This is a genomic window from Streptomyces rubrogriseus (assembly GCF_027947575.1).
Lineage (GTDB): Bacteria > Actinomycetota > Actinomycetes > Streptomycetales > Streptomycetaceae > Streptomyces > Streptomyces rubrogriseus.
Window position 1 is genome coordinate 6,428,403 of sequence record NZ_CP116256.1, and the last position, 19,125, is coordinate 6,447,527.

The 19,125-nt window shown below is 71.3% G+C and carries 14 protein-coding genes; 3 read left to right on the forward strand and 11 right to left on the reverse strand.

What is annotated here, in order from left to right; genetic code table 11:
* Positions 1–15: 15 nt before the first annotated feature.
* On the reverse strand, positions 16–2,139 hold the full coding sequence (locus tag Sru02f_RS28895; RefSeq protein ID WP_109029915.1) for a DNA gyrase/topoisomerase IV subunit B: 2,124 nt from the start codon (positions 2,137–2,139) through the stop codon (positions 16–18).
* A 440-nt stretch (positions 2,140–2,579) separates the two neighbouring features.
* Here Sru02f_RS28895 and Sru02f_RS28900 point away from each other — a divergent pair, with 440 nt between their 5' ends.
* Entirely contained in the window at positions 2,580–2,810 is a 231-nt protein-coding gene (locus Sru02f_RS28900; protein WP_030184453.1) for a DUF7455 domain-containing protein, read from the forward strand.
* A 111-nt stretch (positions 2,811–2,921) separates the two neighbouring features.
* Here Sru02f_RS28900 and Sru02f_RS28905 read toward each other — a convergent pair whose 3' ends face one another.
* The 7 genes from Sru02f_RS28905 to Sru02f_RS28935 form a co-directional block, all read right to left on the reverse strand.
* Positions 2,922–3,779 carry a S1 family peptidase gene (locus Sru02f_RS28905; RefSeq protein WP_109029916.1) on the reverse strand — a complete coding sequence of 286 codons (858 nt, stop codon included), beginning with the start codon at positions 3,777–3,779 and terminating at the stop codon, positions 2,922–2,924.
* A 179-nt stretch (positions 3,780–3,958) separates the two neighbouring features.
* A complete protein-coding gene (locus Sru02f_RS28910; protein ID WP_109030014.1) occupies positions 3,959–5,494 on the reverse strand; it encodes an RNA polymerase sigma factor in 1,536 nt (511 codons plus the stop codon).
* A 428-nt stretch (positions 5,495–5,922) separates the two neighbouring features.
* The gene (gene whiH, locus Sru02f_RS28915) at positions 5,923–6,810 is read right to left on the reverse strand and encodes a sporulation transcriptional regulator WhiH (RefSeq protein ID WP_109029917.1); all 888 of its coding nucleotides are present in this window, start codon (positions 6,808–6,810) and stop codon (positions 5,923–5,925) included.
* Between the two features lie 163 nt (positions 6,811–6,973).
* Positions 6,974–9,181, reverse strand: a complete 2,208-nt coding sequence (locus Sru02f_RS28920) for an ABC transporter ATP-binding protein (RefSeq protein WP_109029918.1) — start codon at positions 9,179–9,181, stop codon at positions 6,974–6,976.
* Between the two features lie 55 nt (positions 9,182–9,236).
* Positions 9,237–9,995 carry an NUDIX hydrolase gene (locus Sru02f_RS28925; RefSeq protein ID WP_109029919.1) on the reverse strand — a complete coding sequence of 253 codons (759 nt, stop codon included), beginning with the start codon at positions 9,993–9,995 and terminating at the stop codon, positions 9,237–9,239.
* Between the two features lie 131 nt (positions 9,996–10,126).
* Positions 10,127–11,716: a DUF4192 domain-containing protein gene (locus tag Sru02f_RS28930; RefSeq protein ID WP_109029920.1), complete on the reverse strand. Its 1,590-nt coding sequence runs from the start codon at positions 11,714–11,716 to the stop codon at positions 10,127–10,129.
* Between the two features lie 174 nt (positions 11,717–11,890).
* Positions 11,891–14,050 (reverse strand): RecQ family ATP-dependent DNA helicase, encoded by a 2,160-nt coding sequence (locus Sru02f_RS28935; RefSeq protein WP_109029921.1) that lies wholly within the window; start codon positions 14,048–14,050, stop codon positions 11,891–11,893.
* Positions 14,051–14,337: 287 nt separating this feature from the next.
* On the opposite strand from Sru02f_RS28935, the gene Sru02f_RS28940 reads away from it, so the two are divergent.
* Complete coding sequence (locus tag Sru02f_RS28940) at positions 14,338–14,952, forward strand: hypothetical protein (RefSeq protein WP_109029922.1); 615 nt, start codon at positions 14,338–14,340, stop codon at positions 14,950–14,952.
* A 257-nt stretch (positions 14,953–15,209) separates the two neighbouring features.
* On the opposite strand, the gene Sru02f_RS28945 is transcribed toward Sru02f_RS28940, so the two are convergent.
* The 3 genes from Sru02f_RS28945 to Sru02f_RS28955 form a co-directional block, all read right to left on the reverse strand.
* Positions 15,210–15,848 carry a hypothetical protein gene (locus tag Sru02f_RS28945; RefSeq protein ID WP_109029923.1) on the reverse strand — a complete coding sequence of 213 codons (639 nt, stop codon included), beginning with the start codon at positions 15,846–15,848 and terminating at the stop codon, positions 15,210–15,212.
* 68 nt (positions 15,849–15,916) lie between these two features.
* Positions 15,917–16,618: a ribonuclease HII gene (locus tag Sru02f_RS28950; protein ID WP_109029924.1), complete on the reverse strand. Its 702-nt coding sequence runs from the start codon at positions 16,616–16,618 to the stop codon at positions 15,917–15,919.
* 82 nt (positions 16,619–16,700) lie between these two features.
* Complete coding sequence (locus Sru02f_RS28955) at positions 16,701–17,321, reverse strand: TetR/AcrR family transcriptional regulator (protein WP_109029925.1); 621 nt, start codon at positions 17,319–17,321, stop codon at positions 16,701–16,703.
* A gap of 185 nt (positions 17,322–17,506) precedes the next feature.
* Between Sru02f_RS28955 and Sru02f_RS28960 the strand changes: the two genes are divergently transcribed.
* Positions 17,507–19,054, forward strand: a complete 1,548-nt coding sequence (locus tag Sru02f_RS28960) for an MFS transporter (RefSeq protein WP_109029926.1) — start codon at positions 17,507–17,509, stop codon at positions 19,052–19,054.
* Positions 19,055–19,125 lie beyond the last annotated feature (71 nt).

Consider the following 19,125-nt stretch of genomic DNA (forward strand, 5'->3'; position numbering starts at 1 on the left):
GACGGCTGAGCTGCCTCAGGCGTCGATGCGCGACCGGTCCAGCGTCGCCGCCGAGCTGGAGATGAACTCCTTGCGGGGTGCGACGTCGTTGCCCATCAGCAGGTCGAAGACCTGCTCGGCGGAGTCCAGGTCGGTCAGGTTGATCCGGCGCAGGGTCCGGCGGCGCGGGTCCATGGTCGTCTCCGCCAGCTGGTCGGCGTCCATCTCGCCGAGGCCCTTGTAGCGCTGGATGGAGTCCTTGTACCGGATGTTCTTGCTCTGGAACTCCATGAGCTTGTCGCGCAGCTCGCGGTCCGAGTACGTGTAGACGTACTTGTCCTGGCCCTTCTTCGGCTGCACCAGCTCGATGCGGTGCAGCGGCGGCACTGCGGCGAACACCCGGCCGGCCTCGACCATGGGCCGCATGTAGCGGTGGAAGAGGGTCAGCAGCAGGGTGCGGATGTGGGAGCCGTCCACGTCGGCGTCGGTCATCATGATGATCTTGCCGTAGCGGGCCGCGTCGATGTCGAAGGTACGGCCCGACCCGGCTCCTATGACCTGGATGATCGCCCCGCACTCGGCGTTCTTCAGCATGTCCGTCACGGAGGACTTCTGGACGTTGAGGATCTTGCCCCGGATCGGCAGCAGCGCCTGGAACTCGGAGTTGCGGGCGAGCTTGGCGGTGCCCAGCGCGGAGTCGCCCTCGACGATGAACAGCTCGCTGCGGTCGACGTCGTCGCTGCGGCAGTCGGCGAGCTTCGCGGGCAGCGACGACGACTCCAGGGCCGTCTTGCGGCGCTGGGCGTCCTTGTGCTGGCGCGCCGCGATACGGGTACGGGCCGCGGCGACGGCCTTCTCCATGACCACCCGGGCCTGCTGGGCCGCGTCACGCTTGGTCGAGGTGAGGAACGCCTTCAGTTCCCTGCTGATCACGCTGTTCACGATCCGGCGGGCCGCCGAGGTGCCGAGGACCTCCTTGGTCTGGCCCTCGAACTGCGGCTCGGCGAGGCGGACGGTGACGACCGCCGTCAGCCCTTCCAGGGCGTCGTCCTTGACGATGTCGTCCTCGGCGACGCGCAGCATCTTCTTGGTGCGCAGCACCTCGTTCATCGTCTTGGCCACGGCCTGCTCGAAGCCCGCGACGTGGGTGCCGCCCTTGGGCGTGGCGATGATGTTGACGAACGACCTGACCGTGGTGTCGTAACCGGTGCCCCAGCGCAGTGCGACGTCGACACCGAGGTCACGGGTGACCTCGCTGGGCGTCATCTGACCGTCCTCGTCCAGGACCGGGACCGTCTCCTTGAAGCTGCCCTGTCCACTGAAGCGCAGGACGTCGCAGACAGGCCGGTCGGCGGCCAGGAACTCGCAGAACTCGCTGATGCCCCCGTCGAAGCGGAACGACTCCTCGCCCTTGCTGCCGCCGTCGCCGAGACCGAACTCGTCGCGGACGACGATGGTCAGTCCGGGCACCAGGAACGCGGTCTGGCGGGCCCGCTGGTGCAGGTTGTCCAGGGAGAGCTTCGCGTCCTTGAGGAAGATCTGGCGGTCCGCCCAGTACCGCACGCGCGTGCCCCTGCGGCTCTTGGGGACCTTCTTCACCTTGCGCAGCCCGCTCCCGGCCTCGAACTTCGCGTCCGGCCCGGCCTTCGCGAACGTCCCCGGGACCCCGCGCCGGAAACTGATGGCGTGGGTGTGCCCGCCGAGGTCGACCTCGATGTCCAGGCGGGCGGACAGGGCGTTCACCACGGAGGCGCCGACGCCGTGCAGGCCGCCGGAGGCGGCGTAGGCGCCGCCGCCGAACTTGCCGCCGGCGTGCAGCTTGGTCATGACGACCTCGACGCCGGACAGGCCGGTCTTGGGCTCGACGTCGACCGGGATGCCCCGGCCGTTGTCCCGGACCTCGACCGAGGCGTCGTCGTGGAGGATCACTTCGATGTGGTCGCAGTAACCACCCAGGGCCTCGTCGACGGAGTTGTCGATGATCTCCCACAGGCAGTGCATCAGGCCACGGCTGTCGGTCGATCCGATGTACATGCCCGGACGCTTGCGCACGGCCTCGAGCCCCTCGAGGACGAGCAGGTGCCGCGCGGTGTAGTTGGATCCGTCCCGGTCTGCTCCTGCCAGCAGCGCAGTGGACGGCACGGATGTCTCGGCGGTCACGCGGTTCGCTCCTCGCTGAATTTCAGATGGGGCCCCGCTGGGTAAGGGCGCGGCTCTGTTCACCGGTCAGAGGGTACCGAGGCGTGGTAGAGCCGTTGTAACGCCACCCTCGTCACGCGCTCACCCTAGTCCAGGATCGCATACCTGTTCGATCCCTCGATGGGGTGAAGTACACATCACGTTCCCTTCGACGCATGAACCATTTAGGCTCCGGGCACGTCCTCATGAACAAACCGGCAACCCAGCCGGCGGGACCGACACTGACCGACTGCGCGAACCCGTACGACACAAAGACACGCAATACGGCACATTCGCCGCCAATCGGCAACAGCCGGCCCCTCGGAAAGTTTTTTCGAGGAAAAGCCACGAGCGGGAACGTTTTGGGGCTGGTTGGATGTTGACCCTGGTACGACAGCTCGTCGAGCTAGAGAAGAGGCGACGTGACTACTGTTCTGACTTCCGCAAGCCCGCTGACGGCCGCCGATCGTTGCGACCGCTGCGGCGCCCAGGCATACCTGCGCGTCGTCCTGCTGAGCGGCGGAGAACTGCTCTTCTGCGCCCACCACGGTCGCAAGTTCGAGCCGGAACTCAAGAAGATCGCCGCTGAGATACAGGACGAGACGGAGCGGCTGACGACCGTTCCGGCATCTTCCGCCGAGGAAGAGCGCTGACTCAACGCGCCCGACGACGAGCCGAATCGGCACAGGCCGGTGAACGGGCGGCCGCCTCCGGAACCCGGAGGCGGCCGCCCGTGCTCGTACCCGAAAGGCTCTCAGCGGCCGTCAGACGCCCCCGCGCTGCCGCGCGGCCGTGCCGTCCCAGCCCAGCGTCCGCAGTATCGAGGAGACCCGCGTGTACACCCCGGGACTGCCCGGGCGCCCGCAGCCGCTCCCCCAGGACACGAGACCGATGAGTCTGCCCCGACCGACCAGCGGTCCTCCGCTGTCCCCCTGACAGGCGTCACGGCCCCCGGCCTCCTCGCCGGCACAGAGCATGGTGCCCGGGAGGTAGTGGCCGTCGTCATCGCCCGGATACGCCCGCTCGCAGGACGCGTCGGGGAGTACGCGCACCCGGGACGCGTGCAGGCCGTTCGCGTAGTCTCCGGCGCCCGAGGTGTCCCCCCAGCCGTAGACAAGGGCCGCGGTGTCCGGTGTGTACGCCGGGTCGCCTTCCGCAGCCATCCCTATGACCGAGTCGGCGGGTAGGGCTTCGGAGAGCGTGAGCACCGCGAAGTCGCCGGCGTTGGTGCCGTCGTCGTGCTCCGGATTCACCCACACGGAGCGGACGGGGATCTCCTGGCCCCGGTCCGACAGCAGGTCGGTGCGGCCCGCGATGACCCTCAGGTCGTCCACCTGTTCCGGCGGCGACCCGAGAACCTCCTCCCCCAGACAGTGGGCCGCCGTGAGCACGGTGGTCCGGCCGACGGCCACTCCGCCGCAGAACTGTCCCGCCCGCGTACCCCCGAACCGGTCACGACTGGACAGGGCGACGGTCCACGGACTGTCGGACACCTCGACCGGAAAGCCGCCGACGACGATGCTGTCGGCGGCCGCGGGGGCGGCGGACCCCAGCGGTATCGCGGTCGCCGCGGCCGCCAGCACCAGCGGCCGGGCCAGTGTCCGGGCAAAGAGACGACGCATGCGGGCTCCTCACTCCTAGGTGGTCATGGGACACCCAGAGTGATCCAGTACGCCGTGCCGCGCACCCGCTGCCCAGCACGAAGGCCCGGCCCCGCACCTGGCGGGACCGGGCCTCAGTCGCTCGAACCGACCGCTCGTACCGTCCGGTCGTGCTGCCGGTCCGTACTGTCGGCTACGACCTAGTCGAGGTAGTCGCGGAGCACCTGCGAGCGCGAGGGGTGCCGCAGCTTCGACATGGTCTTCGACTCGATCTGGCGGATGCGCTCACGCGTGACGCCGTACACCTTGCCGATCTCGTCGAGGGTCTTCGGCTGACCGTCGGTGAGTCCGAAGCGCATGGAGACGACGCCTGCCTCGCGCTCGGACAGGGTGTCGAGAACGGAGTGCAGCTGCTCCTGCAGGAGTGTGAAGCTGACCGCGTCGGCCGGGACGACCGCCTCGGAGTCCTCGATGAGGTCACCGAACTCGCTGTCGCCGTCCTCGCCCAGCGGCGTGTGCAGCGAGATGGGCTCGCGACCGTACTTCTGGACCTCGATGACCTTCTCCGGGGTCATGTCGAGCTCCTTGGCCAGCTCCTCCGGGGTGGGCTCGCGGCCCAGGTCCTGGAGCATCTGGCGCTGCACGCGCGCGAGCTTGTTGATGACCTCGACCATGTGCACCGGGATACGGATGGTGCGGGCCTGGTCGGCCATCGCGCGGGTGATCGCCTGGCGGATCCACCAGGTGGCGTACGTGGAGAACTTGTAGCCCTTGGTGTAGTCGAACTTCTCCACCGCGCGGATCAGACCGAGGTTGCCCTCCTGGATGAGGTCCAGGAAGAGCATGCCGCGGCCGGTGTAGCGCTTGGCCAGCGAGACCACCAGGCGGAGGTTGGCCTCCAGCAGGTGGTTCTTGGCGCGGCGGCCGTCCTCGGCGATGATCTCCAGCTCGCGCTTGAGCTTGGGCGCCAGCTTGTCGGCGTTCGCCAGCTTGTCCTCGGCGAACAGACCGGCCTCGATGCGCTTGGCGAGCTCGACCTCCTGCTCGGCGTTGAGCAGGGGGACCTTGCCGATCTGCTTGAGGTAGTCCTTGACCGGGTCGGCGGTGGCACCGGCCGCGGCGACCTGCTGGGCCGGGGCGTCGTCCTCGTCCTCGTCGGACAGCACGAAGCCCGCGTTCTCGGTGCCCTCGGGCTCCTCCGTCGCGGCCTTCGGCTCCTCGGTCGCCTCGTCCTCGAGAAGCTCGCCGTCCTCCTTCTTGGCGGTGGTCTTCTTGGCCGCCGTCTTCTTGGCGGTGGTCTTCTTCGCCGTCGCCTTCTTGGCGGTCGTCTTCTTGGCCGCCGCCTTCTTGGCGGGCGCCTCTTCCTCGACGGCGGCGGGCTCGGTCGCGGGCGCCGCGGGGGCGGCGGGAGCGGCCGTCTTCCTGCTGGTCACCGGCTTCGCCGCGACCGCCTTCGTGGCGGTGCGCTTGGCGGGACTCTTCGCTGCGACGCTCTTTCGGGTGCGCTTGGGCTCTGCGGCACTGACCATCAGCGTCACACCCTCTTCCTCGAGGATCTGGTTGAGGCTGCGCAGTACGTTCTTCCACTGAGTGGCCGGAATCTGGTCAGCTTCGAAGGCCCGACGCACGTCATCGCCGGCGATCTGCCCCTCAGCCTTTCCCCGCTCAATGAGCGCCATGACAGAGACGGACTCGGCGATCTCCGGCGGGAGCGTACGGGATGTGCTGGCCGACACGAACAACCTCTCGGAACGTTGAAAAACGGCTTCCGGCCCCGTCCACGGCGGACAGGGGCCGACCACCGGCTTGGGAATGGGCCGACGGTGCGGGCGGGCCGGGGAGATGCACAGCGCCGTGAACGGCGTCCGTATTCCCTCCGCGGCTGTCACCTCTTAGGTCATCGTGTTGTTCCCAAGAGCGTTACGCCCAATCCGCGTGGCCCGAGTCACACCCCGTAAGCGATCAAAATTGGTCAGATGCGGATAAACAAGGTCATCAACTCGTACCTTCCGACCGCACGAGGAAGGCGCAGCCCGCTCATCACACCTTCGGACCCCGTGGAACCGCGAGCGGCTCCGCGGGGTCCGAAGGTGACGGCGGTGGCCGGCCACAGCCACAGGAGGGGTTTGGCGTGCCCGGACCGCGCCGTTCCGGTGGAAGGCGGTCAGTGCTCGCGAGGGGCGGGCACCACGCGTTCCACCTCTGGGTGGACGGTCAGAAGTTGACGCATGGCCGCCTCGGCCGCCGCGCCGTCACCGGTGGCGAGGGCGTCGACGATCCTGCCGTGCTGTGCGAGCGACACGTCGTTCGGCCGGTCACAGCCCGTGACCGGACCGCCGGAGACGTGGAGGGCGGCGGAGACGATGCCGGAGAGGTGGTCCAGCATCCGGTTGCCCGCGATCTGGATGAGCAGGCTGTGGAACTCCGCATCGGCGCGCGAGAAGGTGAGCGCGTCGCCCTGCCCCATGGCGTGGCCCATGATCCCGACCATGTCGGACAGCCTCTGCTGGACGTCCTCACGCCCGTGCCCGGCGGCCAGGCGCGCGGCGAGCGGCTCGATCGTCCAGCGCAGCTCGCTCAGCTCGCGGCGCTGGTCGTCGCGCTGCGGACCGAAGGCACGCCATTCGATGATGTCCGGATCCAGGAGGTTCCAGTCACTGACGGGGCGCACGCGGGTGCCGACATTGGGGCGAGCGCTGACCAGCCCCTTGGCCTCCAGCACGCGCAGGGACTCGCGCACCACGGTGCGGGAGACCTCGAAACGCTGTCCGATCTCCTCGGGCACCAGCGGGCGGTCGGCACCCAGGTCGCCGGAAACGATCATCTGGCCCAGCTGCTGGACGAGTTGCCCGTGCAGTCCGCGGCCACGGTTGCCCGCGGTGCGCCGGCCCACGCGCCCCAGCTCGGGCTCCACCCCTTCCCAGGAGGGCGCCCCGACGCGGTCGACGGCGGGCGTCTCCGCGTACGGGTAGCGGTCGAGTTCGCCCGGGTTCGCGAGGCCGGAGTCGGCGGAACGGGCGGCGGTCATCATGGTGTGCGCAAGGGTACTCACGCATCCTTTGTCGGCGCCGACCTCAACTCCCTTGAGGTCTTTGGTGAAAAGCACACGAAAGGGTGATCGCTCACCCCGTCGCAATTGACGCCTTATCGGAAAGAAATGGGCTTTCCCCGGGGAGTTGCGCACACGGTCGGAACGGAAGGGTGGGAGAGGGTCCTCAAACCCTGCTGCGCAGGGTCATGAGCAGATAGGCGCAGAGCAACGCGGTCAGCGACAACGTCATTGCGCCGCCCACCGGTTGGGCGATCAGGCGCAGTACCTCCGCCACGTACCGCTCGCCTCCGAACGGCCACTGGGTCAGAAGGACCTCGCGCACCCGCATCGGCAGTCCGGCGGCCGTCCGCACGGACGGTCCCTCCCAGACCTTCTGTACGAGCGGTACGACGACGACCGGGACGGCGACCACCACGGCCAGCCCGGCGGTGGTGGAACGGAAGACGCCCGCGGCGAGCACTCCGGACCAGGCGCACCCGACGACGAGCCCGAGCCAACCCGCACTCAGCGCGGGCCAGTCGGCGGGGGCCTGGGCGAGCTCCGGCCCGTAGAAGAGGCGGAGCACCTCGGCGTCGCAGCCCACCGTCAGCGCGGCCAGCAGCAGTGCGGTGGCCGCGGAGACGAGGAGTTTGGCGGTCAGCAGCCCCAGGCGTCGGGGCACGGTGCCGCGGTCCGCCGCCAGGGCGGGGTGGCGGAACTCGTCGCCGAAGGCGAGGGCGCCGAGCAGCCCGGCGCCGAGCGCGGCGGGCGGAAGCGGGAGTTCCCGCGGCCAGGCGGCCAGGAGTCGCGGCTGCGGGGTGTGTCCGACTCGGGCCAGGACCACGGCGACGACGGCGGACACGAGGAGGACGACCGCGCCGGTGACGAACCCGGTGCGGACGCCCACCGCGCGACGGAGTTCGTAGCGCAGCGGACGGAGCGGGCTGGGAGCGGAGCGGACGGAGATCGGCGGCGGCAGCGTGGCGGTCGCTTCCCGGGCCCGCGCGCCGCCCGCGTCGAGGACGCGGAACGGGCGCGTGGTGCGGAGCGGAGCGGCGTCGAGCGCGGAGGGGCAGGCAGCAGGCGCGGAGGGACCGGGAGCGGATACGGAAGGCCCGGGAGCGGACGCGGAATGCCCGGATGCGGGTTCGGCGGGACTGGGAGCGGACGCGGAATGCCCGGATGCGGGTTCGGCGGGACTGGGAGCGGACGCGGAATGCCCGGATGCGGGTTCGGCGGGACCGGGAGCGGCTTCGGGGTGGTGGCCGGAGGCTGGGGCCTGGCGGGGGCCGGGAGTTCTGTTCGGGACGGTTCCCGATGCGGGGCCGTCCGCGTCTCCGTGCCCGGCACCGCGCCCGTCTTCGACGGTTTCGCCTTCCGTGGCGGGAGACGGGAGGAGCACGCCGGGCGTCTCCGGGCCCGGCCCTCCCGCGCTCAACGTGCCTGTGCCCGGCTCTCGATCGCCGTCCGGCTCCTGGCGTTCCTGCTGCCGGGCTGCGGGAATCTCACCGGCTCCGGGGCCCATGTCACCGACCTCGTCAGCGAGTTGGTGCACGAGGATGCCGTGCCGAAAGGCCGCCTCGCCGATGTCGGCGCACGTACTGCCGTACACCGCCAGCCGGTTGCCGCCCTCGCGTACCACCTCGACGGAACGGCGGGCCGCGCGTGCCTCCTTGGTCACCAGGGCCGCGAGCCGGGCGGCGTGCGGGCTGCGTACGGCGACGCGGGGGCGCAGCCGGGTACGGGAGAACTCCGCCGCCTCCTGGTCGGCGACGACTCTGCCCCGCTCGAGTGTGACGACGTGGTCGGCCCTGCGCGCGGCCTCCTTGGGATCCGCCGTGCTGAACAGCACCGTGCCGCCCTGTGCGGCGTGCGCGCGCAGCGCTCCGTGCAGTCCCCGGGCATCGTGGGTGGAGAGGGCGCCGGCGGGATCGTCGAAGACCAGGGTGTGCGGGTCGGGGACCAGTGCGCAGGCCAGTCCGAGGCGCCGGTCCATGCCCCGGGAGAGGGAGCCGAGGCGTTCGTCGCGCAGGCCCAGGAGACCGACCGACTCCAGGACCTCGTCGGCCCTGCGGGCGGGAACACCGGCGGCGGCGCACAGCATGCGGAGATGGCCGCGCACCGTACGGGCGGGGTGGCCCGGAACGTCCCCCAGCAGCACGCCGACCTCGCGTGAGGGGTGGGCGATGCGGTGCAGGGGGCGGCCTCTGAAGTAGGTGAGGCCACGGCCCCGCTGAAGGCCGAGCATGAGTCTGAGTGCCGTCGTCTTGCCGGCGCCCGATGCTCCGAGCAGCGCGGTGACGCGGCCCGCGCGCGCCTCGAACGAGACGTCGTCGACGGCGGGCGGAAGCTCCTTGCGGGGGTTGCTGGTCAGTCCGAAGGCCTGGATCACCCGTAGCAAGATAGCGTGTGATATCCGATTTTTCGGGCATCGTGCGGGCCCGGCGTCAGACCTCGGGACGGAGCATCGGCGGGTTGAGGAGGGTGGCGCCGCCCGCGCGGAAGAGCTGGGCGGGACGGCCGCCCTGGCGGGTGGTCGTGCCGCCGGTGGGCACGAGGAAGCCGGGGGTGCCCGTCACTTTGCGGTGGAAGTTGCGCGGGTCGAGCGCCACGCTCCACACCGCCTCGTAGACACGGCGAAGCTCCCCCACGGTGAACTCGGGCGGGCAGAAGGCGGTGGCCAGCGACGAGTACTCGATCTTGGAGCGGGCTCGCTCCACGCCGTCCGCCAGGATCTGGGCGTGGTCGAAGGCGAGCGGCGCCACCGCCTCGTCGGCACGGCCGTAGCCACTCTGTTCGAGCAGTTCCTCGACCGGCGCCCAGCGGGCGTTGCTGGCGTCGCCACCGGCTCGCGGCGCGGGCAGGTCGGGGGCGAGCGCGAGGTGGGCGACGCTGACCACCCGCATGCGGGGGTCGCGCTCGGGGTCACCGTACGTCGCGAGCTGCTCCAGGTGGGCGCCGTTGTCCTGGGTCGGTGCGGCAGGGTCGTGGACGCACAGCCCGGTCTCCTCGGCCAGCTCCCGCGCCGCCGCCTGCGCCAGGTCCTCGCCGTCCCGTACGAACCCGCCGGGCAGGGCCCAGCGGCCCTGGAACGGCGGCTCACCCCTGCGCACCGCCAGCGCGCACAGTGAGTGGCGACGCACGGTCAGCACGACCAGGTCCACAGTGACGGCGAAGGGCGGAAAAGCTGACGGGTCGTAGGGCATGCGGCGATCATAGTCGTCTGCCTGACGATAAACACTCCCTTCGCCATCCGCTTCGCCGCTGATCCACTTCCTACCGACCTGCGCCTCCCTGCCCGGCGCCCCCGGGCACGTCCGGGCCTCGGCCGTCCGCCTCAGGAGCGCTCCCTGTCCTCGTGGCTCCCGCTCTCTCCCGGGCCCGCGCCCTCCGGGCGAGCGTCCTCCCGGCCGGTGACCGGCGTCGCCGGAGCGTGCGGGCGGGTCCGTCCCGTGCGCGGGACGCCGGGGTGGCCGGCCCCGGGGGTGATGCGGGGAGGCGTGGTGCGGGGAGGCGTGGTCTCGGTCCCGGGCCGGTGACCCCCCGCCCTCGTCCGGCGTCGTACACCGGAGGGCGAGGCGAGCGAGCGCCCGCGGTGCCGACGGCGGGGCGGCGCGGCGGACAGCGGCCGGGCCGGTTCCGTTTCCCCTTCCCTTCCCCCTCCCACGGCCGCACCGCCGCGTCCGTCGTCGTCCGCGGTGGTGTCTCCCGTACCTTGGCCGTCTTCCCTGCTCTCGCGCAGGCAGCGGCGGATCGACTCGGGGTCGAGGCCCTCGTTGCACGCCTGGTGCAGGAGCCGGGCGAAGAGGTAGTCGGGGTCCGCCCCGAGGGCCATGGCCAAGGCCTCCCGCGCCTCCAGCTCGTCACCCGTGGACCAGGCGACCCAGCCCGCGAGGGTGAGGGGCGCGGCCGCGTGTTCGCCGTACGGCCCGACGCAGCGTCGGGCCAGGGCCCGCCAGAGGCGCATCGCGGGTGCCGCCTCGGCGCCCTCCATCCAGGCGGCGGCACGGTCACGCGTCGTACGGTCCTGGAGCCCCAGGATCAGTGCCGCCGCCTCGTCGTGCCCGAGCAGTTGATCGTCCCGCACGTCCTCGGCCGACGCACCGGACACGGGCGGGGCCCCGGCGAGGCGTCGCATGATCCGCTCCGCCGTCTCCAGCGTCTCCTCGGCCACCTCCGCCCGGCCGCCGGCGTCAAGGATCCTGGCGACCAGCGTCGTGGCGGCCGCGTCCAGGGCGGCCGCCTGCTCGGCCGCCGTCGTGTGCTCCCTCGGAAGCATCCTGGCCCGCAGCTCGGTGAGCGAGCCGCGCACCTGGATACCGGCGTAGGTGGCCGCCGCGGCCAGCACCGACGTACCCGGCAGTCCCACGGGGAGGCCGTCGGCAGGGCAGCAGGCCTCTTCGTCGCAGCAGTACGACCAGAAGCGCCCGTCCGAGATGCACAGGGCTTCGACGACGGGAATGTCGAGCGCACCGCACTCGACACGGAGCTTCTGGGCCAGCGGCCGCAGTCGCTCCATCACCTTCCGGCCGGTCTCGCCCGGGCGAGGTTCCTGGCAGAGGTAGGCGACCATCTGCTCGGGTCGCACCCCTCGGCGCTCGCTCCCGGTCACCAGGCCGTGAACCAGTTGTCCGGCCGCGCCCGCCCAGTCGTCCGGGCTCGCCGGGATGCCGAGGCGCGCGCGGCCGCCGAACCGGCCCCGACCGTCCCTGTCGCGCAGAGCCGCCAGGACGATGCTGTCCTCGGGGCGGTACCCGAGCAGATAAGGCAAGGCGTCCGCGAGCTCGGCGGGGGTGCGCAGGGTGACCTGGTGTTCGTCTGCGGGGCTCTCGGGCGTGGCGCCGTCGGCCCGCTCCGGCCCCCGCTCCGCGGCTCGCGAGATGTCGCCGTTCTCGGAGGATCCAGTCGTTTCGCTGTGGTTCGTCATGACTGGACGATCTCGCGGATCGGGAAACTCCGCTTTGGCCTGTGGACAACTATCGGCAGGGGCACGTCACACCGGGCGACCCCTGCCATCGGAGACCGCATCGACGTGCCGTCCCAGCCGCCCCACCAGGCCCCGACGCCTGGCCGGACGACCGCCTCCGAGGGCCGGAATCCGTCATCCGGCCAGGGCCAGGACGAGCGGGAGGACCTCGTCTGCACCGGCCTGCCGCAGGAGGCGTGCGCCGACGGCCAGGGTCCAGCCGGAGTCGGTGAAGTCGTCGACGAGCAGGACCGGACCGTCCGTGGCGGCCAGCGCCGCGGCGAGCTCGCCGGGCACGGTGAACGACTCGGCCAGGGCCCGCAGCCGCTGGGCGGAGTTGCTGCGGTGGGCGGCGTACTCGTCGGCGTGGGGGGTGTGGGCGAGGCTGCCCAGCAGCGGGAGCCTGCCGACCCGCGCCACTCCCTCGGCCAGTGAGCCGACCAGCTGGGGCCGGGCGCGGGAGGGCACGGCGACGACGCCCACGGGCCTCGCCACCGCGTCGGGAGAGCCGGTGGCCCAGCCACCCGGTGAGCGGGCCCAGTCGGCCAGCACCGTCACGACGGCCCGCAGCACGTCGTCCGGGACCGGGCCGTCCGCGGCCTGCGCCGACAGGAGGGGCCGCAGACGGTTGCCCCAGCCGATGTCCGACAGTCTTCCCAGCGCCCGCCCGGTGAGGGCCTGCCGACCTGCGGGAATGCGGCCCTTGAGGTCCATGCCCACCGCGGCGAGGCCGGTCGGCCACATCTTGCGCGGCTCGACCTGCACGCCCGGACGGTCCAGCTCGCCCGTCGCCGCCGCGAGGGCCGCGGCGGAGACGGCGGGGTCGAGCCAGGGGCCGGCGCAGGTGTCGCAGCGGCCGCACGGGGCCGCCTTCTCGTCGTCCAGCTGCCGCTGCAGGAACTCCATCCGGCACCGCGTGGTGGACACGTAGTCCCGCATGGCCTGCTGCTCGGCCTGCCGCTGCCGGGCCACCCAGGCGTACCGCTCGGCGTCGTACGCCCACGCCTGTCCCGTGGCGGCCCAGCCGCCCTTGACCCGCTTGACCGCGCCGTCCACGTCCAGGACCTTGAGCATGGTCTCCAGCCGCGATCGGCGAAGGTCCACCAGCGGCTCGAGCGCCGGGAGCGACATGGGCCGCCCCGCCTCCTCCAGCACCGCCAGCGTGCGCCGGACCTGCTCCTCCGGCGGGAAGCCCACCGAGGCGAAGTACGCCCAGATCGCCTCGTCCTCCCGTCCGGGCAGCAGCAGGACGTCCGCATGGTCCACGCCGCGCCCGGCACGTCCCACCTGCTGGTAGTAGGCGATGGGGGACGAGGGCGACCCCACATGTACGACGAAGCCCAGGTCGGGCTTGTCGAAGCCCATGCCCAGCGCCGACGTCGCCACGAGTGCCTTCACCCGGTTGGCCAGCAGATCCTCCTCCGCCTGCAACCGGTCGGCGTTCTCCGTCTTCCCCGTGTAGGAGGCCACCGGATATCCGCGCTGCCGCAGGAACGCCGCGATCTCCTCCGCCGCGGCCACCGTCAGGGTGTAGATGATCCCGGAACCGGGCAGCTCGCCCAGCCTCTCCCCCAGCCACGCCAGCCGGTGCGCCGCGTCCGGCAGCACGAGCACGCCCAGCCGGAGGCTCTCCCGGTCGAGCGGCCCCCGCAGTACCAGAGCGTCCCCGGCGCCGGTGCCCAGTTGCTCGGCCACGTCGGCCGTGACCCGCGCGTTGGCGGTCGCCGTGGTGGCCAGCACCGGCACCCCGGCCGGCAGCTCGGCCAGCATCGTGCGCAGCCTGCGGTAGTCGGGGCGGAAGTCGTGCCCCCAGTCGGAGATGCAGTGCGCCTCGTCCACCACCAGCAGGCCGGTCGTGGCCGCGAGCCTCGGCAGTACTTGATCGCGGAAGTCGACGGAGTTGAGGCGTTCCGGGCTCACCAGGAGGACATCCGTCTCACCCCGCTCGACCTCCCCGTAGATCGCTTCCCAGTCCTCCGGGTTCGCCGAGTTGATCGTGCGCGCCCGGATCCCCGCCCGCGCGGCCGCCTCGACCTGGTTCCGCATCAGCGCCAGCAGCGGCGAGATGATCACCGTGGGTCCGGCGCCACGGCGGCGCAGCAGGGCGGTGGCGACGAAGTACACCGCCGACTTGCCCCAGCCGGTGCGCTGCACCACCAGGGCCCGCCGGTGCTCCTCCACCAGGGCCGCCACCGCCTGCCACTGATCCTCCCGCAGCCGTGCCGAGCCCTCACGGTCACCGACGAGCTCGGCGAGGACGGCGTCGGCTTCGGTCCGGAGTTCCACGTGGTCCATGCCTCCATGCAACCCGATGGCACTGACAATCGGCGAATCCGGAACAGGCCGTGGCGTGTGCCGTGCCCCATGCGTCGCCCGGTGACACTCCGGGTAGGGATATAGAACGCACATCGGCCGATATGGGTCCTCGGTCTCAATTGCTCGTTGCCGCATCCAAGTTCGACAGGAAGAATTGAAGTCCGCTCCCCGCACGGCCCGCCGTGACCCGGCAGGGCTTCGCTGCGGTGCGCGCTCCCCGATACCGACCCTGCCCGCAGTGTGGGCGCGTAGCCGAAGGGAGGAACGTGACCTTCGGATTCGCTCCGTCCTCGGCGGCCTCGTTTTCGTCGTCCGCCGTTTCCGCCACTCGCATGCTCGAACCGGCGGAGTGGGCCGCCGCCGGAATCCCGCTGCTGCGCAATCCCCGCGAGGTCGTCACCGGGCTGCACTCACGGCACCGTCCCGAGCCGGCGACGGCGGTCGTGGCCGTACTCGACCCGGACGAACGCCTGCGCGCCAGCGCCTCGTTCACCAGCCGCCGCGCGCCCGCCGACGGATGGATGTTCCGCAACGCGCTGCTCTCCCAGCTGCGCCGTGTCATCCCGCACGACCTGCGCCGCCGCACTCCGGTGCGCACCGCCGTGCTGCTCTACTGCCGTGAGGGCGACGGACGCTGGACGCAGGAGGACGGCGCGTGGATGTGGGGGCTGCGGGACGCGTGCACACTGCACGGGCTGCGCTGCGGCGCGTACATCACGCTGACCCGGGACGGCTGGCAGGTCCTGGGCGAGGGCCGCGGCGGGCGTCGGCCCAACGCGGCGTCGGCGCCGGAGCCCTTCGCCACGGCGGAGTCGCCTCCTCCGCCGCCACGCACCGGTGGTGTCGCCTCGGACGTGCTGCGCCGCGCCGCGGCCCGCTGAGCACCGCGGCGGGGCGGACCCGGCGAGGCCGCCCCGATGGAGGCCACGGGCCACGACGGGGTCGCGGCCCGGGCCGTCGCGCTGTTCGCTCGTGACCCGACCCGACCGGTGCGAGACCCGTCGGCGCCGACCGCGCCGGGCGTCCGGCGCCGGAGGCCCTCCGGGCACCCGGTCAGGCCGGAGTGTCCACCGTGCCGAGGGCTCCGGCCGGCGCCCCCTGTGTCACACCCGTGTCCGCCGCGCTCGGCGGAACGGGCTCAGACGCCCGCGCCCAGCACCGAGTTGATCCGCTGCGGATCACCGCAGACGATCAGCAGGGCACCGGCCCGGGAGTGGGCCACGGTCAGGGCGGTGACAGCGGCGGCCTCGGGGCCTCCGTTGAACGCGACCACGACCACGGCCCGCGACGCGGCACGGTCGGCGACGGCGGCGTCGGTGTAGAAGACGTCGTCGCCCGCGTCGTGCTGCGCCCAGTAGGCGGCATCGCCGAAGGACAGTTCGTGGGCCGCCCACGGGTGGAGTTCGCCGGTGGTGATCACCAGCACGTCTCCGGGGGTACGACCCGAGTCCAGCAGCAGGTCCACGGCCTCTTCGGCGGCGTCGAGCGCGCCGTCGGGGGTGGCCGGGATCAACTGGATCTGCGGGGCGGCCGAGGTGGCTTCCGGGGTGGACGGTGCGGCCGGACCCGAAGGTCCGGGTTCGGCGGCCGTGTCGCGCGGTGCGCGTTGCGCCGGCGGTGCCGGCCGCACCGGGCCGGGACGGCCGGGGCGCGGCGGAGCCGCGGGACGGGGGCCGGGTACGGGGCGGGGGGTCGGCGCGGTGCGGCCACTGGCCGGAGTGGCGCGGGGACCCTGGGCCTTCTCGTGAATCTGAGGCTCCTCGGGAATGAGAGGCATGAGCTGATATTTATCAAACGTTGGTGCGGCTCGCGTCGGCGGGTGGCACATACCTGCGAGCGGAACGGTCAGAAATCGAATCCGAGCTGACCCTCGATTTCCGGAACGCTTCCCTCCACCCAACTGCGGACCTTCTTGAGGTGCCGCCACTGGGGCAGCGCATCAAGATACGCCCACGACAACCGGTGGTGCGGGGTGGGGCCCCGCTCCTCCAGTGCCGCCTTGTGCACGGGCGACGGATACCCGGCGTTGTCCGCGAAACCGAAGTCTGCATGGTCGACACCCAGTTCGGCCATCATTTTGTCGCGCTGGACCTTGGCGAGCACCGAGGCCGCCGCGACGGCGATGCAGGACTGATCGCCCTTGATCACCGTGCGAACCCGCCAAGGGGCCCCGAGATAGTCGTGCTTGCCGTCGAGGATGACGGCGTCGGGGCGGACGGGCAGGGTATCCAGGGCCCGCACCGCAGCCAGTCGCAGCGCGGCGGTCATCCCCAGCGCGTCGATCTCCTCCGGGGAGGCGTGACCCAGGGCGTAGGACGTGACCCAGGTCCGCAACTCCACCTCGAGTTCGGTGCGTCGCTTGATGGTGAGCAGCTTGGAGTCGGTCAGACCGACCGGGGGTCGGCGCAGTCCGGTGATCGCGGCACAGACGGTGACCGGGCCGGCCCACGCACCGCGCCCCACCTCGTCGACACCGGCAATGATCTTCGCTCCGGTCGTGGCGCGAAGGGAGCGCTCGACGGTGTGAGTAGGCGGTTCGTACGGCATGGCGCCCCTAGCGTACGCCGCCGCGATCGCCGGGCGACACCCCGGTCGCCCGAAGCGGGAACGGCCTCCTCGCCGCGCGGGGTCAGGGGCTGTCGGGCCGCAGCAGCGGGATCATCAACTGGTCGATCATTTCCTCGAGCTCGCGATCCGTCCATTCACTTGCACAAATCTTGGAGCGGTACATCATCATCGCCGGGATGGCGTCGCAGACGTATCCGTTGGCCGCGTCGCGCCGGACCTCTCCCCGCTCCACTCCACGCTCGATGACCTCACAGAGCAGCTTGAGGGTCGGCTCGACGACACCCTTGACGATCACCGCGTGGAAGCGCTCGGCCTGCGTGGTGTCGCATTCGTGAATCACGGAGCGCAGAGCGGAGCCGGGCCGGGAGAACATCGCGTCGCGCGCCCTGCGGCACAGCTCCAGCAGGTCCTCGCGCACGTTGCCACGGTCGGGGGCCGTGTCGAAGTCCGGCAGCCCGGACCGCAGCGCGTCAGCGACCAGGTCTTCCTTGGAGGGCCAGCGCCGGTAGACGGCGGCCTTGCCGGTCTGCGCGCCCGCGGCCACCCCCTCCATCGTCAGCCCGTTCCAGCCGACGGTCCCGAGCTGGTCCAGCGCGGCCTCGAGGATCGCGCGCTCCAGGACCGCGCCACGCCGGCGGGAGGGCGTCTGGGCGGAAGCGGACGCCCAGTGCGAAGCAACCATGTCGGAGGTCTCCAGAAAGCGGTGAAAACGGGTATTCGGGAAAAGGCACACATCGCGCGGCCGCGACGGAGGACCGGACGCGCGACGACACGACAAGTGAACGGTTGCGTTCACTGTCTCCGGGTCGCTAACGTCGAAGCAACAGTGAACGCGAGCGTTCACTAAATCGTTCGTGGGGACACATAGTGACAACCTCTTCTCTGATCAAAGACAAGAAGCCGGGAGCGGCCCGCCGGGAGGGGCATCCCGGCATCGCACTCGCCGTCATCGCGGCCTGCCAACTCATGGTCGTACTCGACGCGACGATTGTGAACATCGCGCTCCCGCACATCCAGAACGCGCTCGAGTTCAGCACCACGGACCTCACCTGGGTCGTCAGCGCCTACACGCTCACCTTCGGCGGCCTGCTCCTGCTCGGCGGCCGAGCCGGTGACATCCTCGGCAGGCGCCGGGTCTTCATGACGGGCATCCTGCTGTTCACCTTCGCGTCGCTGCTCGGCGGCTTCGCCCAGGAACCCTGGCAGCTGCTGGCCGCGCGCGTCCTGCAGGGCGTGGGAGGCGCGATCGCGTCGCCCACGTCGCTGGCCCTCATAACCACCACCTTCCCCGAGGGGCCGGAACGCAACCGGGCCTTCGGCGTCTTCGCCGCCGTCTCCGCGGGTGGCGGTGCCATCGGCCTGCTGGCGGGCGGCATGCTCACCGAGTGGCTCGACTGGCGCTGGGTGCTCTTCGTCAACGTGCCGATCGGCATACTGATCGCCGTGCTCGCGCCGCTGTACATCAGCGAGTCCGAACGGCACTCCGGCCGCTTCGACATCGCCGGGGCGGTCACCTCGACGGCGGGCATGGCATCTCTCGTCTACGGCTTCATCCGGGCCGCGGACGAGGGCTGGCGGGACAACCTGACCATCGGCTCCTTCGCGGCCGCCGCGGTCCTGCTGCTGGCCTTCGTCCTCATCGAGCAGCGGGCCAAGGAACCGATCACCCCGCTGAAGATGTTCGCCGACCGCAACCGCTCCGGCACGTACGTGATCATGCTGAGCCTGGCCGCGGCGATGTTCGGCATGTTCTTCTACATCGTGCTGTTCGTGCAGAACGTGCTCGGCTACACCCCCATCGAGGCCGGACTGGCCTTCCTGCCGGTCACGGTCGTGATCGCGCTCGGTGCCGGACTGTCGCAGCGCTTCCTGCCCGTGTTCGGCCCCAAGCCGTTCATGATCGCGGGCTCGGCGCTCGCGGCGCTCGGGCTCGGCTGGCAGGCGCTCATCAGCTCCGACAGCTCGTACGTCGGCGGAATCCTGGGACCGATGCTGATCTTCGGCTTCGGCATGGGGCTGAACTTCGTCACGCTGACGCTGACCGCGGTCTCCGGCGTCGCCCAGCACGAGGCGGGCGCGGCGTCGGGGCTGCTCAACGCGATGCAACAGGTGGGCGGATCCATCGGCCTCGCCATCCTGACGACGGTCTTCGGCACGGCCAGCAAGGACGAGGCGGAGAAGCAGGTGCCCGACTTCCTCACCAACGGTTCGCCGGAGCAGAAGGCGGAGTTCGCCCAGACGCACCAGCTGCCCGCGCCTTGGTCGCACGACGTGCTGGCACAGGGCATCTCGGCCGCCTTCATCCCGGCGGCGGCCATGGCCGTGCTCGCGCTGGCCACGGCCTGGCTGGTGATACGGGTGCGCAAGAGCGACCTGGACGCCCTGTCCGGCACCGCCGGACCGGGTATGGGCTGACGCCCCGGCGCCCCGGGCCGGGCGGGGGCGACAGGTGGGAGTCGCCCCCGCCCGCCGGGGCCCGCCCCGCC

What these genes read in the sequence shown, in the direction of transcription:
- Sru02f_RS28925 (WP_109029919.1), bottom strand. Translation starts at nt 9,995, where the DNA reads ATGCCCTACGACCCGTCAGCTTTTCCGCCCTTCGCCGTCACTGTGGAC.
- Sru02f_RS28955 (WP_109029925.1), bottom strand. Translation starts at nt 17,321, where the DNA reads ATGGTTGCTTCGCACTGGGCGTCCGCTTCCGCCCAGACGCCCTCCCGC.
- Sru02f_RS28930 (WP_109029920.1), bottom strand. Translation starts at nt 11,716, where the DNA reads ATGACGAACCACAGCGAAACGACTGGATCCTCCGAGAACGGCGACATC.
- Sru02f_RS28905 (WP_109029916.1), bottom strand. Translation starts at nt 3,779, where the DNA reads ATGCGTCGTCTCTTTGCCCGGACACTGGCCCGGCCGCTGGTGCTGGCG.
- Sru02f_RS28935 (WP_109029921.1), bottom strand. Translation starts at nt 14,050, where the DNA reads ATGGACCACGTGGAACTCCGGACCGAAGCCGACGCCGTCCTCGCCGAG.
- Sru02f_RS28950 (WP_109029924.1), bottom strand. Translation starts at nt 16,618, where the DNA reads ATGCCGTACGAACCGCCTACTCACACCGTCGAGCGCTCCCTTCGCGCC.
- Sru02f_RS28945 (WP_109029923.1), bottom strand. Translation starts at nt 15,848, where the DNA reads ATGCCTCTCATTCCCGAGGAGCCTCAGATTCACGAGAAGGCCCAGGGT.